The sequence below is a fragment of the Bacillus sp. FJAT-45037 genome, from assembly GCF_002797325.1.
In the GTDB taxonomy this organism is placed as follows: Bacteria; Bacillota; Bacilli; order Bacillales; family Bacillaceae_D; genus Alkalihalophilus.
The window spans coordinates 2,542,422-2,557,424 of sequence record NZ_KZ454938.1; the positions used below are offsets into that span (position 1 = coordinate 2,542,422).

General features: G+C 40.9%; 16 protein-coding genes and 1 riboswitch. All 16 genes read right to left on the reverse strand.

The window, feature by feature from the left end; genetic code table 11:
• Window positions 1–9: 9 nt before the first annotated feature.
• A complete protein-coding gene (locus tag CDZ88_RS12980; RefSeq protein ID WP_100373951.1) occupies window positions 10–858 on the reverse strand; it encodes a DUF72 domain-containing protein in 849 nt (282 codons plus the stop codon).
• Between the two features lie 116 nt (window positions 859–974).
• A complete protein-coding gene (sufB, locus tag CDZ88_RS12985; protein WP_100373952.1) occupies window positions 975–2,372 on the reverse strand; it encodes a Fe-S cluster assembly protein SufB in 1,398 nt (465 codons plus the stop codon).
• 71 nt (window positions 2,373–2,443) lie between these two features.
• Complete coding sequence (gene sufU / locus CDZ88_RS12990) at window positions 2,444–2,875, reverse strand: Fe-S cluster assembly sulfur transfer protein SufU (RefSeq protein ID WP_100373953.1); 432 nt, start codon at window positions 2,873–2,875, stop codon at window positions 2,444–2,446.
• Window positions 2,865–4,085 carry a cysteine desulfurase gene (locus CDZ88_RS12995; RefSeq protein WP_100373954.1) on the reverse strand — a complete coding sequence of 407 codons (1,221 nt, stop codon included), beginning with the start codon at window positions 4,083–4,085 and terminating at the stop codon, window positions 2,865–2,867. Before CDZ88_RS12995 ends, sufU begins: the two co-directional genes overlap by 11 nt.
• Window positions 4,085–5,392 carry a Fe-S cluster assembly protein SufD gene (gene sufD / locus CDZ88_RS13000; RefSeq protein ID WP_100373955.1) on the reverse strand — a complete coding sequence of 436 codons (1,308 nt, stop codon included), beginning with the start codon at window positions 5,390–5,392 and terminating at the stop codon, window positions 4,085–4,087. The genes CDZ88_RS12995 and sufD overlap by 1 nt, the downstream gene beginning before the upstream one ends.
• Window positions 5,393–5,459: 67 nt before the next feature.
• On the reverse strand, window positions 5,460–6,245 hold the full coding sequence (gene sufC, locus CDZ88_RS13005) for a Fe-S cluster assembly ATPase SufC (RefSeq protein ID WP_100373956.1): 786 nt from the start codon (window positions 6,243–6,245) through the stop codon (window positions 5,460–5,462).
• 600 nt (window positions 6,246–6,845) lie between these two features.
• Window positions 6,846–7,229 carry a carboxymuconolactone decarboxylase family protein gene (locus CDZ88_RS13010; protein ID WP_100373957.1) on the reverse strand — a complete coding sequence of 128 codons (384 nt, stop codon included), beginning with the start codon at window positions 7,227–7,229 and terminating at the stop codon, window positions 6,846–6,848.
• 103 nt (window positions 7,230–7,332) lie between these two features.
• Complete coding sequence (locus CDZ88_RS13015; RefSeq protein WP_100373958.1) at window positions 7,333–8,190, reverse strand: MetQ/NlpA family ABC transporter substrate-binding protein; 858 nt, start codon at window positions 8,188–8,190, stop codon at window positions 7,333–7,335.
• A 14-nt stretch (window positions 8,191–8,204) separates the two neighbouring features.
• Complete coding sequence (locus CDZ88_RS13020; protein WP_100373959.1) at window positions 8,205–8,873, reverse strand: methionine ABC transporter permease; 669 nt, start codon at window positions 8,871–8,873, stop codon at window positions 8,205–8,207.
• Window positions 8,866–9,891, reverse strand: coding sequence for a methionine ABC transporter ATP-binding protein (locus CDZ88_RS13025; RefSeq protein WP_100373960.1), 1,026 nt, complete (start codon window positions 9,889–9,891; stop codon window positions 8,866–8,868). Before CDZ88_RS13025 ends, CDZ88_RS13020 begins: the two co-directional genes overlap by 8 nt.
• Before the next feature lie 164 nt (window positions 9,892–10,055).
• A riboswitch (SAM riboswitch) is annotated at window positions 10,056–10,167 on the reverse strand.
• A 71-nt stretch (window positions 10,168–10,238) separates the two neighbouring features.
• Window positions 10,239–11,513 carry an MFS transporter gene (locus tag CDZ88_RS13030; protein ID WP_100373961.1) on the reverse strand — a complete coding sequence of 425 codons (1,275 nt, stop codon included), beginning with the start codon at window positions 11,511–11,513 and terminating at the stop codon, window positions 10,239–10,241.
• Window positions 11,514–11,626: 113 nt separating this feature from the next.
• The gene (locus CDZ88_RS13035; protein WP_100373962.1) at window positions 11,627–11,863 is read right to left on the reverse strand and encodes a YusG family protein; all 237 of its coding nucleotides are present in this window, start codon (window positions 11,861–11,863) and stop codon (window positions 11,627–11,629) included.
• A 108-nt stretch (window positions 11,864–11,971) separates the two neighbouring features.
• Window positions 11,972–12,361: a glycine cleavage system protein GcvH gene (gcvH, locus tag CDZ88_RS13040; protein WP_100373963.1), complete on the reverse strand. Its 390-nt coding sequence runs from the start codon at window positions 12,359–12,361 to the stop codon at window positions 11,972–11,974.
• Between the two features lie 96 nt (window positions 12,362–12,457).
• The gene (locus CDZ88_RS13045; protein WP_100373964.1) at window positions 12,458–12,814 is read right to left on the reverse strand and encodes an arsenate reductase family protein; all 357 of its coding nucleotides are present in this window, start codon (window positions 12,812–12,814) and stop codon (window positions 12,458–12,460) included.
• 41 nt (window positions 12,815–12,855) lie between these two features.
• The gene (locus tag CDZ88_RS17475; RefSeq protein ID WP_157796553.1) at window positions 12,856–13,020 is read right to left on the reverse strand and encodes a hypothetical protein; all 165 of its coding nucleotides are present in this window, start codon (window positions 13,018–13,020) and stop codon (window positions 12,856–12,858) included.
• 180 nt (window positions 13,021–13,200) lie between these two features.
• Window positions 13,201–14,985: an acyl-CoA dehydrogenase family protein gene (locus CDZ88_RS13050; RefSeq protein WP_100373965.1), complete on the reverse strand. Its 1,785-nt coding sequence runs from the start codon at window positions 14,983–14,985 to the stop codon at window positions 13,201–13,203.
• Between the last annotated feature and the right edge of the window lie 18 nt (window positions 14,986–15,003).

The following is a 15,003-nucleotide window of genomic DNA, read 5'->3' on the forward strand; positions in this document are numbered from 1 at the left end:
TTACTACTATTATTCCGAAAATAAATCGAGTTGTCTAGGGGCGAGCCCTATGTATTCGATCCCGAGTAATGAAATCATATCTTTGGCACTTTGAGCCGCATGACCACCAGAGTTATTATTAAAAATCATATAAATCTGCTTTGTCTCTTTCTCAAGCTGCCTAAGATACCCTTCCCACTCTTTTAACTCATGTTTCTTGTATTCATACAGGTAACGAACATCACGCCACGATCCGTTCCCAGGATCATTCCAGCCATAACGATTGCGGCCGTGAAGACGGATGAGCGTTTTCTCTCTGTGCGTGGCATGTACCACCGTAGGAATCGATCCAACACCCGCATCCGGTTCATCACATATGCTGTGAATCCATTGTTCTTCTTCCATAAAGGAAAGAGTTCGTTCTCGCGTCTCAGGTGTAAACCAAGTTTGATTGCGAAACTCCAAGGCAGCAGGGACTGATAGCAACTTTTCTTTGACATACCGAACATACATCACATGCTCTTTTTTGCAATCAAACCAAGGTGGAAATTGAACGAGCACCATAGCAAGCTTATTGGACTCGATAAGTGGGACCAGAGAAGCTAAGAACGCATCAAACATTTCCTCTCTTGACTCAAAAGGCGCATACCCTTTCTGGTGACCCGTCATTCCTTGGTACGCCTTAACAATAAATTGAAAATTACTTGGCGTTTCACGGGCCCATTTTTCCATATTGCGCAAGGGTTGTACAGCATAAAACGAAGCATCGAGTTCAACAATAGGAAAATGACTGGCATATGTTTGTAATTTCATATGACCTGGTATGCCTTCATATAAGTCATCATGATCTCCCCACCCTGCTAATCCAATTGTTATCAACGAACTCACCTTTCCTTTATGTAGAAGATCCAATCATGTAAGGTTGGTTATTTTTTTATGTAGAAAAGAAAAGCGAATCCACATTGGACTCGCTTTTCTGTCGTTCTAACAAGACATTACCCGATAGAACCTTCCATTTCGAACTTAATGAGACGATTCATCTCAACCGCATATTCCATTGGAAGTTCTTTTGTAAATGGTTCGATGAAGCCCATTACAATCATCTCTGTTGCTTCTTGCTCAGAAATCCCACGGCTCATTAAGTAGAAGAGTTGATCTTCAGATACTTTTGAAACCGTCGCTTCATGCTCAAGAGTGATGTTGTTATTTAGGATTTCATTGTATGGGATCGTATCAGACGTTGATTTGTTATCCATAATCAACGTATCACACTCAATCTTAGATTTTGACCCTTCAGATTTGCGACCGAAGTTACAAATTCCACGGTACGTTACTTTACCGCCATGTTTTGAGATCGATTTTGAAACGATCGTTGATGAACAATTAGGCGCTAAATGATGAACTTTAGCTCCTGCATCTTGATGTTGACCTTTACCTGCAATCGCGATCGAAAGGATGGTACCTTTTGCGCCTTCCCCACGCATCACAACAGCTGGATATTTCATTGTTAATTTTGAACCGATGTTACCATCAACCCATTCCATTGTCGCACCAGCATCTGCAACCGCACGCTTCGTTACAAGGTTAAAGATGTTTGGAGCCCAGTTTTGGATCGTTGTATAACGACAGTAAGCATTCTTTTTAACAATGATCTCAACAACCGCACTATGAAGTGAGTTCGTTGAATAAACTGGCGCTGTACACCCTTCAACATAGTGTACGGAGCTATCTTCGTCCGCAATGATTAATGTACGTTCAAATTGACCCATGTTCTCAGAGTTAATACGGAAATAAGCTTGTAGTGGCGTATCTGATTTAACACCTTTAGGTACGTAGATAAACGATCCACCAGACCAAACCGCAGAGTTTAACGCTGCGAACTTGTTATCTGTCGGAGGAATAATCGTACCAAAATGCTCTCTGAAAATTTCTTCATGTTCACGAAGAGCATTATCTGTATCCGTGAAAAGAATTCCTTGTTCAGTAAGCTCTTCTTTCATGCTGTGGTACACAACTTCTGATTCGTACTGAGCCGATACCCCTGCAAGATACTTTTGCTCTGCTTCTGGAATCCCTAACTTATCAAACGTGTTCTTGATTTCTTCAGGTACTTCATCCCAAGACTTCTCTGATTTCTCAGAAGGCTTAACATAGTACGTGATCTCATCAAAGTTTAGATCAGTAAGGTCGCCACCCCATTGAGGCATTGGCATTTTGTAAAATTGCTCTAACGACTTCAAACGGAAATCAAGCATCCATTGTGGTTCGCTTTTCATACGTGAAATTTCTTCTACGATCTCACGAGTTAAGCCACGTTTTGAACGGAAGATTGAGACATCGCGATCCGAGAACCCGTATTTGTATTCACCGATTTCAGGCATTTTTTTAGCCATTTCGGAAACCTCCTTAGATTTACGCTCGCACAAATTTTAATTAAATATTATGATCCGCGCGAGCGTTTATTCTATTCGTTTAGGCCTTTTTCCATTGCTTTCCAAGCTAATGTTGCACACTTGATACGCGCTGGAAACTTTGAAACTCCTTGAAGAGCTTCAATATCACCTAAATCAAAACGATCTTCATCATATTCCTTACCTAACATCATGCTTGAGAAGATCTCACTCATAGCCATCGCTTCTTCAGCCGTTAAGCCTTTGACCGCTTGCGTCATCATTGAAGCAGAAGCGAGGCTGATCGAGCAGCCCTCTCCTACAAACTTCGCAGCGGATATGCGGTCATCTTCGAGCTTCATTTGAATCTGTATACGATCTCCACATGTCGGGTTATTCATATTGACAGTGAGCGTATCACCGTCAATTTCGCCACGATTTCGTGGATTTTTATAATGATCCATAATTACCTGTCGATACAAGGTATCAAGGTTATTAAAAGACATCGCCAAAGTACTCCTTTGTTTTTACTAAGCTCTCGGCTAGGAAATCGATCTCTTCTTTTGTATTATACAAATAGAAGCTAGCACGTGCTGTTGCTGTCGCGTTCAGCCACTTCATTAAAGGTTGAGCACAGTGATGCCCAGCTCGAACAGCAATGCCCTCTGCATCAAGAACCGTTGCTACATCGTGAGGATGAACATCATCCAAGTTGAATGTGACAAGTCCAGCACGGTGCTTCGGTCCAAAGAGCGTCATTCCATCGATCTCAGAAAGACGCTCTAATGCGTACTGAGCTAATTCATGCTCATGCTTTTCAATGTCATCTAGACCGATGTCATTAAGAAAATCAATAGCTGCCCCTAAACCGATGGCTCCCGCAATAATCGGTGTGCCACCTTCGAATTTCCAAGGAAGCTCTTTCCATGTTGAATCTTGTAAGCCAACAAAATCAATCATCTCGCCGCCAAACTCAATCGGTTCCATGTTGGTTAGCAACTCTTTTTTTCCGTAAAGAGCACCAATACCTGTCGGAGCACCCATCTTATGACCAGAAAAAGCAAAGAAATCACAATCAAGATCTTGTACGTCCACTTTCATATGAGGAGCACTTTGCGCACCATCGACGACCATGATCGCTCCGTGTCGATGTGCGATCTCGGCAATTTCTTTCACCGGATTAATCGTACCGAGAACATTTGACACTTGCATGACAGAAACAATCTTCGTTTTTTCACTGATTGTTTCTTCAACGTCTTTCAGGTCAATCGTTCCGTCCGCTTGAAGCGGTAAGTACGTTAAAGTGGCACCCGTTACACGAGCTACTTGCTGCCAAGGAATGATATTACTGTGGTGTTCCATTGGTGTGATGACAATCTCATCGCCCTCTGAAAGATTCGCACGAGCATAGCTTCCTGCCACAAGGTTTAATGCGGTTGTTGTTCCACGGGTAAAGATGATTTCTTCTGTGCTTTTTGCATGGAGGAACGAACGAACTTTCTCGCGCGCTCCTTCGTACTCATCTGTCGCCATTGTTCCTAGTGTATGAACACCACGGTGCACATTAGAATTATAACGGCGATAATAATCACTGACCTTCTCAATGACAGATAAAGGCTTCTGAGAAGTCGCTGCACTATCTAAGTAGACCAGAGGATGTCCGTTCACTTCTTGGTTGAGGATCGGAAATAACTTCTTGATCTCAGTAACATTCATTACAGAACTTTCCTTTCAATCGCCTCACGCATTTGCTCTTTTACTGACTCGATTGGTAATTGCGTCACAACAGGAGCTAAGAATCCATGAATAACAAGTCTTTCTGCTTCCTTACGCGCAATACCACGGCTCATTAGGTAGAACATTTGAAGAGGATCAATACGTCCTACAGAAGCTGCGTGACCTGCTGTTACATCATCTTCATCGATTAGAAGAATTGGGTTCGCATCTCCGCGTGATTTTTCACTAAGCATTAAAATGCGTTCGGTTTGCTCACCATTTGATTTTGTTGCACCATGTTCGATCTTCGTAATTCCGTTAAAGATCGTTGTTGCTGAATCACGCATAACACCATGCTTTAAAATGTAACCCTCAGAACGCTTCCCGTGATGGAAGATCTGTGTTGTAAAGTTTTGTTTCTGGTTTCCGCGACCAATCGTCACGGTTTTTGTATCTGTCCAAGAACCGTCACCTACTAAATGTGTTGTGTTCTCAGATACAGTGTTTCCGTCGTTCATTTGACCAAGTGCCCACTCTAGACGAGCATCACGGTCTACATGTCCACGACGAACAACGTAGGTTGTCACATTGCTCGAAAGATTATCTACAGCACCGAATGCAACTTTCGCACCTGCAGCTACATATACTTCAGCAATAATGTTTGCCGTAGCAGCTTCTTCTGTTAGAGATACATAGTTTTCAACATAAGTGACTGAACTATTCTCTTCAGCCACGATGATGACATGGTTGTATAATCCAGCATCTTTTGCACCGATGGCAAATATAGCTTGTAGTGGAACGTCTAATTCTACATTACGTGGAACATAGATAAATGCTCCTCCGTTTACACATGCAGCATGAAGAGCTGTTAAACGATTCTCATCAACTTGCACAGCCTCACCGAAAAGGTATTTCTTTACAAGGTCTTCGTGCTTAGTTAAAGCCGTCGTAATATCTGTAAAAATAACACCTTTATCTTCTAGTTCTTGAGAAAGCTTAGAATAAACAGTAGAGCCATCTTGCTGAGCAAGAAGCGTTTTTACTTTCTCTTCTTCCCCAACAAGGTTGCGCATTGCCTCAGGCAGTGACGCCACACTATCTACAGTTGAAACAGTAGCTAGCTCATGGTTACCTGCGGTGAAGTTCCATTTATCGATCTTCGTTTTATCTGGTTTTGGAAGAGCAAGCGTCGTTGCAAGCTCTGCTCCTTTTACACGGATGTCTTTAAACCAAGTTGGTTCATTGCGTCCATCCGAGAATGCTTGAATTTGTTCTATATCGAACGTTACTTTTGTCTCGATTGACATACATATCCACCCTTTACTGTTGATTCGTTCATTCGCTATTGTACTTGAACGTTATGTTACACGTGAATTAAGCTTCTTGGTTTACACGCTCGTCTTCAATGCCAAGTTCTTCTTTAATCCAGTCGTAACCTTCTGCTTCAAGACGCTTAGCTAATTCAGAACCACCAGACTTCACAATACGTCCTTGCATCATTACGTGTACTTTATCAGGCGTGATGTAGTCAAGTAGACGTTGGTAGTGAGTGATGATTAGGCAACCAAACTCAGAGCTACGCATCGCATTAATACCTTTTGATACAACTTTAAGTGCATCGATATCTAAACCTGAATCAATTTCATCAAGGACCGCAAGCTTTGGCTCAAGCATCATTAGTTGAAGAATCTCATTACGTTTTTTCTCTCCGCCTGAGAAGCCTTCATTTAAATAACGTTGTGCAAATTGTTGATCCATTTCAAGAAGATCCATTTTCTCATCTAGTTTACGAATAAACTTCATCAATGAGATTTCGTCACCCTCTTCACGTCCTGCATTGATTGCAGAGCGTAAGAAGTCTGCGTTTGTAATCCCGCTGATTTCTGAAGGATACTGCATAGCTAGGAAAAGACCTGCTTTTGCACGCTCGTCTACTTCCATACTAAGAACATCTTCACCTTTCATCGTGACAGATCCACTTGTGATTTCATATTTAGGGTGACCCATAATAGCTGACGCTAGAGTTGATTTACCTGTTCCGTTTGGTCCCATGATAGCGTGGATTTCTCCACCGTTAACTTCAATACTGAAGCCTTTAAGAATTTCCTTACCTTCAATTGAAACGTGTAAGTTCTCGATCTTTAAGAATGGTACTGACATCTCTATGACCTCCAAATTATCTCGCTTTTTAAAAAAGCACTTTGATTTCGAATTATCTCGAATTATTCTCAATCTATTCTCATTACAATCTTATAACAAATCCAAGATAAGTTCAAGGTAACAAGACTGCTTGAGTATAATCAACCTAAACAACTTACTTCATTATAATACATCTCTCTATACACAAAGAGGGTGGCACCAGTTGACGGCACCCCCCTCTTCTCTTTTCTAAAATAAATATCTTACGCGTGATGTTGATTGAATTCTTTGACCATTTCATTGCAGCGCTTGTATTCCTCGTCGCGAGCTTTCTCAATTTCCATTCTCTTATCGAGATTACGATTATACTCCTGGTAACCTACTCCATGTGCAGAATGCATTGCTTTTTCCATATCGCTCGTATACGCAGCGTCTAATGATTGGATAATGAATCAATCCCTTCTCTTCTGATGGACTAATCATACCATGAACGCTTTAATTGAACAAAGCGCAAAAAAGAGGCTGAGGTTCCTTTATCGGGATTCAGTACACCTATAGTATTGTCAGAAAACTTTACAGTAGAATACCTCTTGATAGCGACGTTTTTCTAGTAGTCCCATATTAATTTTTCGATTTATTTCCATTTCCACCAAGCTCAGTCAATGCTTCTTGAACCAATGTAACAGCTTGACTCATCGCTGCTCCACCACCAAATGCGGCAGTGACACCGACTGCTTCTAAGATCTCTTCTTCTGTACATCCCTGGTCTAGACACCCTTTTGTATGATAAATAATGCAATATTCATCTTGGGAAAACACACTAATTCCTAGTGCAATCATTTGTTTTTCTTTTTGTGTCAGCTTCCCCTTCGCAAAACAAGCCTCAGTAAAGTCATTATATTTTTTCGCGATGTCTGGCATTTTCTCTGCAAAGTGGCCTAAGCCTTCTTTATAATCAAGTAACGCCATTTCAATGGCACCTGATTGTTGTTGCTCTTGATCCATTCCAATTCCCTCCTCGAATTAATTCTAGTTCAAGGGTAGTATCTGTGGATTACTTTTCCTTTATACAAAAAAAGAGCACCACGAAGGTACTCTTTTAAATCAATTATTGGTCGGTTAATGGAATAACCGCTCCATCGTATCGCTCATTGATGAAGTCTTGGATTTGTTGTGATTGAAGAATTTCTTTTAATTTTAGAATTTCAGGACGCTCTTGATCTTCAGAACGGACAACGATTAAGTTTGGTTGAAGAACATCTTCATGCTCAAACGCAATTCCGTATTGATCGATATCTACTCCACCTTCAAGTGCATAGTTCGTATTAATGACAACCGCATCTCCTTCGCCGCTCTCAAATGACGGAGCAAGCATGCGAGCTTCTACTTGAGTTGAACCGAATTGTAGGTCCTTTGGGTTTGAAGAAATATCATCAATTGTTGCTAGTTGACCTTCTTCCACATCAAGTTCGATTAATCCTGCACGTTCAAAAATCGGTAAGATACGTCCATGGTCACTAATCGAGTTGCTCATAATGATGGTTGCACCTTCTGGAAGTTCATCTAAAGTCGCATATTCTTTTGAGTAGACGCCGATTGGCTCTGCATGAACAGCTCCAACGCTCTCAAAATCATAACCATTTTCATCGATTTGCATTGCTAAATATCCAGGTGTTTGGAAGTAGTTTGCATCAATTTCCTCGTCACGTAATGCATGGTTAGGTAAAATGTAATCTTGGAATACTTCGATTTCTAAATCAATGCCTTCTTCAGCAAGTAAGCTTTGCGCTTCTTCAAGAATTTCAGCATGTGGTACGGCAGAAGCCCCAACGACTAATGTCGAGTTTTCTTCACTTGATGACCCACCGTCTACATTTTCTTCTGACGTTTCCTCTTCTGCTCCTCCACAAGCAACGAGTGATACAGATAGTGCTGCAGCTGCAATGACACTTAAAAATTTCTTCATTTTCATTTCTCCCCTTATCGTTTATCTGTTTTATTTGTAAAATAATCACCAAACCATTGGATCAAAAAGACGACCAATAGAATGGCAATCGTTGCTACTAAAGTAATTTGACTGTTGTTGCGCTGGAACCCTTCAAGGTAGGCATAGTGACCAAGTCCACCTGCACCGATCACGCCTGCCATCGCCGTGTAACTGACTAAGGCAATCGCCGTGACTGTGATACCTGAGATTAAAGCTGGCATCGATTCAGGAATCAACACTTTACGAATGATCGTCCAATTGCTCGCGCCCATTGATTGTGACGCTTCGATTACACCTTTATCGATCTCTCTAAGCGCAATTTCTACCATACGAGCATAGAAAGGAGCGGCGCCAATTATTAAAGCTGGTAAAGCCGCGTTAGCCCCCAGCATAGATCCTGTTAATGCTCTAGTGAACGGAATTAATAAGACAATTAAAATAATAAATGGAATAGACCTAAACACATTGACAACAAACCCCGTCACACGGTTCACTAAGTAATTTTCCCACATGTGGCCTTTACTTGTCAGATACAACACTAACCCTAAAATAATACCTATGATGAACGTTGCTAGAACGGAGATGGATGTCATATAAATGGTCTCCACTGTGGCATCCCACAAGCGATCCCATCTTACATCGCCAAGGAATTGATCAGGCATATGTGATCACCTCCACTTCCACTTTTTTCTCTCGGATAAATTCAATCGCACGTTCAATCTCTTGTTTGTCACCATTTAAAGCCACAAACAATGTTCCATATGAACCTTCATGAATTTTTGTAATCTTCCCTTGTACAATGTTTACTTCAATATCAAACGTACGAATAATTTGAGTGATAAGCGGACTTTCTGTTTCTTCCCCGACAAACGTCAGTTGAACAATCTGACCTTCAGGATAATCAACTAACATTTGCTTACTAGCATCCGTTGTTTCTTCTGGCTCGGTAATTTGTTTAACGAATTCTTTCGTCATTTGTTCTTTTGGTTTTCGGAACACCTCTAAGACAGGCCCTTGTTCAACCACTTTCCCCGCATCCATCACAGCTACTTGATGACAAATCTTTCGAATCACATGCATCTCATGCGTAATCAAGACAATCGTGAGCCCTAACTTCTTGTTAATGTCTACGAGTAAGTCGAGAATCGAATCGGTCGTTTTCGGGTCTAGTGCTGAAGTTGCTTCATCACATAATAAAACTTTCGGATTGTTTGCAAGAGCACGAGCAATTCCTACTCGCTGCTTTTGCCCCCCACTTAACTGAGACGGATAACTCTCTCCGCGACCTTCTAATCCTACAAGCTCAATCAGTTCGTTCACTCGCGTCTCTCGATCTTTTTTTGCAACTCCTGCAATTTCAAGCGGGAATGCAATGTTTTCACGAACCGTGCGTGACCACAGAAGATTAAAGTGCTGAAAAATCATTCCGATTTCCTGGCGAGCTTTACGTAACTCTTTCGTTGACAAGGTCGACAACTGTTTTCCTGCGACAATGACATCTCCTTCTGTTGGACGTTCTAGCATATTTAACATACGAATTAACGTACTTTTACCTGCTCCACTATAGCCAATCACACCAAAAATTTCGCCTTCCCCAATCGTCAGATCGACTCCATCAACAGCGTGCACAGGGCCATTCCTTGTTTCGAATCGTTTACGAATCGCTCGTAACGAGATCATATGAATCCCCACTTTCTTTCTTGTCTAGCATCTTCACCCAAATACCGCACTAAAGGGTTGAAAGTGTACATTGCTAACACTTTTATTGATTACGTGACAACTATTCAAAATAGAAAAAACCTTTCTGCATAAAGATGAGCAGAAAGGTTTGTGTTCAATATACCTTCTCATCTATCAAAGCATACGCTCTGCAGGAATTAGCACCTTCTAAATCTTGTTAGATTTAGTGGTTGCTGGGTTTCATCGGGCCAGTCCCTCCACCTCTCTTGATAAGAGATTATACAGTTGTCCGTTCGTTTTTTTCATGAGTGAATCATAGCATGAGTCTATTTTTTCTGTCAACATTTTTAAACAGAAATATTCTCAGAAGATTTATCCGAAGGCTTTCTCTCTCGAAACACCACATAAAAATAGATCGCCCCAATCAAATAAAGAGTGGCTGTAATCGTGAACACATAGGCATAGCCATAGTAGGAACCGTAGACCATCACCAATGTGGTCGATACAGGCCCCATAACCGCCCAACCAAGCTGAAAGACCATTTGACCAACTGAATTCGCCAAGCCTTTCATCGAATCATCTACTTTTCTCATCATAAGTGCCATTTGAATAGGGTTTCCTGCATTCATTAACGCTTGCCTAAATAAGAAGCCAATCACCGCGACCCATAAGACCTCTGTGTAAGCCGTGAGGAGGAGAAAAGGCAAGGAGGCGAGCTGTAAATAGACGACAGCTCTTACTTCCCCCACCTTCCGGACAACTGTAGGACCAATCATCAACGCGACCGCTGTCATCGCCTGACCAAGTGAGAGGATAATCCCAACTAAAGAATAACTAACATCAAAACGATCGGTAAAATACAGATTTAAATAAGGAATGACAAGACCAGAACCAAAGCCAATTAATAAGTTAGCGACAGCGAATAAGCCAATCACTTTTAAGCTAGAACGATGAGTCGTCAGCAACTTGCCTATAGAACTAATCCCTGTTTTTTCTTTTTTTATTTTTCGTTCTTCTTGAATTTTTAAAATGGGTAGTAACGCAAGAAAGAATAAACATGCTCCAATTAGCAAAACGATTCGAACACTTGTGAGCATCGTAAGCCCGAAGACCGCATGCAAGAGATCTGACATCGTTCCACCGAGTACATTCCCGATAACATTAGCGACCATGATTAAGGCAAAATTAAAACTAAATAAGTGGACACGCTCCTTTTCTGTCGAGTTTTCAGCAAGTAAAGGAATCGAAGATACTTGAATAAAAGCCATAAATAAACCAGTCATAAAAGCAGTCATTAATAACAACACTTCTGTTGTTACTATTCCACGAAGCATCAAACTAACTGCAGCAAACAATGCACCGAGAAGAATGACTTTTTTCCGTCCTACTTTATCACTGAGAATTCCAGCGGGTAATAGCGCAAGGGCACTTGCTGTTGCTTGCATCGCGATTACTTTCCCATTCACCGCGTCAACATAGCCCAACTCACGTATGTAATAATTATAAATGACCATAAAGATACCCATGCCAATATTAGCGAGTATCGAAGCAAGTAAAAACAAGCGAACATTGCGATTATAGGACGTAAGTTGTCCTGTCCAATCCTTAATGAGCTGCGTCATCAGCGACCATCACCTTCTTTTTATTTCGAACCCCTAAATAATAATAAGGTATTTTCAGAAAAATAAAAAGCCTTTCGTCAAAGTTTTCTGACGAAAGGTTACATGTCTATCGGTTAGCACCAGCCCTCTTTACAACTGTCGACAAAGGACGTTACTTGATTAGGGTCTTTGTTTTCATAACGATAAATTTTGTCATCCTCAAACACATAGCCTGCACTCATCGTATGTTGCAAGCCCGTAGCTGTTTCAATCACTTGACCGACGTGATGATCGTCAACATACAGGTTCATATTACCATTTTCATATTTGCCTTTCACTTGACTCGTCACATCTGCTTTAATTAGATCCATACCTCATCCCTCCAAACGTATGGTGTAGGTATAGTGTTCGCTCTACCCATGCTTTTAACCGAGGGAAAAGAAAGAGAAGGAGGGAATTCCCTCCTTCTCTACGTTACATTAATCTTCACTAATCATTTCAGCATAGTCTTTATCAGACATTAGCTTGTCCACTTGTGATTTGTCAGACGGTTCAACAACAATCATCCATGCTTTCTCATATGGTGATTCGTTTACAAATTCAGGAGAATCATCAAGCTCTTCATTAATTTCAACGACTTTACCGCTAATTGGTGCATAAAGTTCTGATACAGTTTTAACCGACTCTACGCTTCCGAAAGGTTCGTCAGCTTCAATGTCATCTCCAACTTCTGGAAGCTCAACGAATACGATGTCTCCTAGCTCTGATTGAGCAAAGTGTGTAATACCGATACGGACTTTCTCTCCTTCAACTTTTACCCACTCATGTTCTTCTGAATACTTCAGTTCTTTTGGTAAATTTGTGCTCATTTGAAAATCCCTCCATCAATTTGGTACATTCTCACATTATTATACCTTTTTTCAGTCATAAACTAAACGTTTACGCCAAACATTTCATGCATATCCTTATTTCCATGTTTGTTCGAACTGATCTTCTTTAAATCCAACCGTAACTTGATTGCCATCGGTTGTGATCGGACGCTTGATCAACATGCCATCAGAAGCTAATAATTCAAGCTTCTCATCTTCTGACATATCGCCGAGCTTATCCTTTAAACCTAATTCACGATATTTTTGTCCACTCGTATTAAAGAATTTCTTTAACTCGAGGCCACTCTTTTTGTAAAGAGCTTCTAATTCAACTTTTGATGGGGGTTCTTCAACGATATGTATGTCTTTAATCTCGGCACCATGTTCCTCTAACCATTTTTTTGCTTTGCGACACGTTCCACATTTCGGATAGTGATAAAAAGTGACTAACATGCGAAAACACTCCTCTCCCATTATATGAAACAACGTCATTATTACTTATTTTTCTGATTTCGACAACTAATATGCTCGTTCTCTTCGGTCGCGCTTTCCCACATTTTTTGAATGGCCTCTTGCGTCGAATCACCTGAAAGCTCTAAGGAAAATTCTTCTACGCCTGTTAGTGGACCTGTATACTCAATTTTTGGTTGCTTCTTCATGTTTGTTCCTCCTCCGTTCCTTCATGGATGATCATAGGATGCGTTGTTTTTTGGGAACCATTCATACAATGACAAAGAAGCCCTATAAATAGGACTTCTTTGTACTAGAGAGGAGAATGCTTCATAAGAAAGGAGGTATATAATTTTTGGGGCATATTGCCCCAAAATTAAGTAACAAAATTATACGACGTAACGCTCTTCTTTTAGAACTTCAGCAGCAATTTCACGCTTAACTGTAATCACATTAATTGGCGTATGACGCGTTAATTTGCGTAGGATGGAAAGCATCGTACGAAGTGTATCTCCACTTTCCATAGCCACTAATGACTCTTTCGCATGTGCTTCGATGCGGTTAAACGCTTCTTGGCAGTATACTTGAGTCATACGAAGTTTTTGTGCAGCTTTATCTGCACCAGATTTGTTCATTTGCTTTTCTGTACGTAAGATGACAGACTCCATATTAAAGACCTCACTTACGATATCAGCAACGTTTGATAGAAGCTCTTGCTCGTGTTGAAGCTTCTCACCATATTTCTGAGCACCTGTTCCAGCAACCATTAGGAAGATCTTCTTCGCCATACCAAGCAAGTATTTTTCTTGCTCAAGTGGCTCATCACCAATTTCTTGTGGCATCATCATCATAAGCTCTTCTTGTAATGCTGTTGCTTTTTGAAGAAGTGGAAGTTCACCCTTCATTGCTTTACGCATGATCGTGCCAGGAACAAGAAGGCGGTTAATCTCATTTGTTCCTTCAAAGATACGGTTAATACGTGAGTCACGGTAGATGCGCTCTACTTCATATTCAGCCATGAAACCATAGCCACCATGAATTTGAACGGCTTCATCCGCTACATAATCAAGCGTTTCAGAACCTGAAACTTTATTTAATGAACACTCAATAGCATATTCAGCAATGGCATTCGCTACCGCACGGCCGTCTTTTTGCTCTTCTTCTGATAAGCCACCAAGACGCTCTTCAAACAATCCACCTGTACGGTAAATTGAGCTTTCAGAAGCAAATGTAGTAGTAGCCATGTTTGCAAGCTTCTCTTGGATTAATGTGAACTTACCAATTGGCATTTTGAATTGCTTACGCTCGTTAGCATATTTAGCAGCTAGTTCAAGCGCACGCTTAGAACTACCAACACAACCTATTCCAAGCTTGTAACGACCCACGTTTAAGATGTTAAAAGCAATAACGTGACCTTTACCGATCTCACCTAACACATTTTCTTTTGGTACTAAAGCATCTTCTAAAATAAGTGTACGAGTAGAAGAGCCTTTGATTCCCATCTTCTTTTCTTCTGGACCAGTTGATACGCCTTCGTAGTCTTTTTCTACGATAAATGCCGTAAACTTCTCTCCATCAATTTTTGCATACACAACGAACACATCAGCAAAAGCAGAGTTTGTAATCCATTGTTTTTCACCATTTAGTACATAATGCGTTCCAGCTTCATTTAGAACAGCTGTCGCTTTTGCACCTAAGGCATCAGACCCTGAACTTGGCTCCGTTAGTGCATATGCTGCAATACGCTCACCTGAAGCAAGATCTGGAAGGTACTGAGATTTTTGCTCATGGTTACCAAAGAAGACGATTGGAAGAGATCCAATCCCTACATGTGCTCCGTGGCTTAATCCAAATGCACCACCACGAACAAATTTCTCTGAAATAAGTGATGAACTAATTTTATCAAGTCCAAGTCCACCGTATTCTTCAGGAACATCTGCACCAAGAAGACCGAGATCTCCGGCTTTCTTTAACAATTTCACTGTATAGTCAAATTCATGGTTTTCGATTTTCTCAAGGACAGGAACAACTTCTTTAATAGCAAATTCTTCTGTCGTGCGTCCGATCATTACTTGTTCATCTGTGAAATCTTCTGGAGTAAAGATTCTATCTGCTTCAATATCCTCTACTAAGAAACTTCCGCCTTTTACTACGCGTTCTGCCGTATTACTCATCATATTTCCCCCTTATAA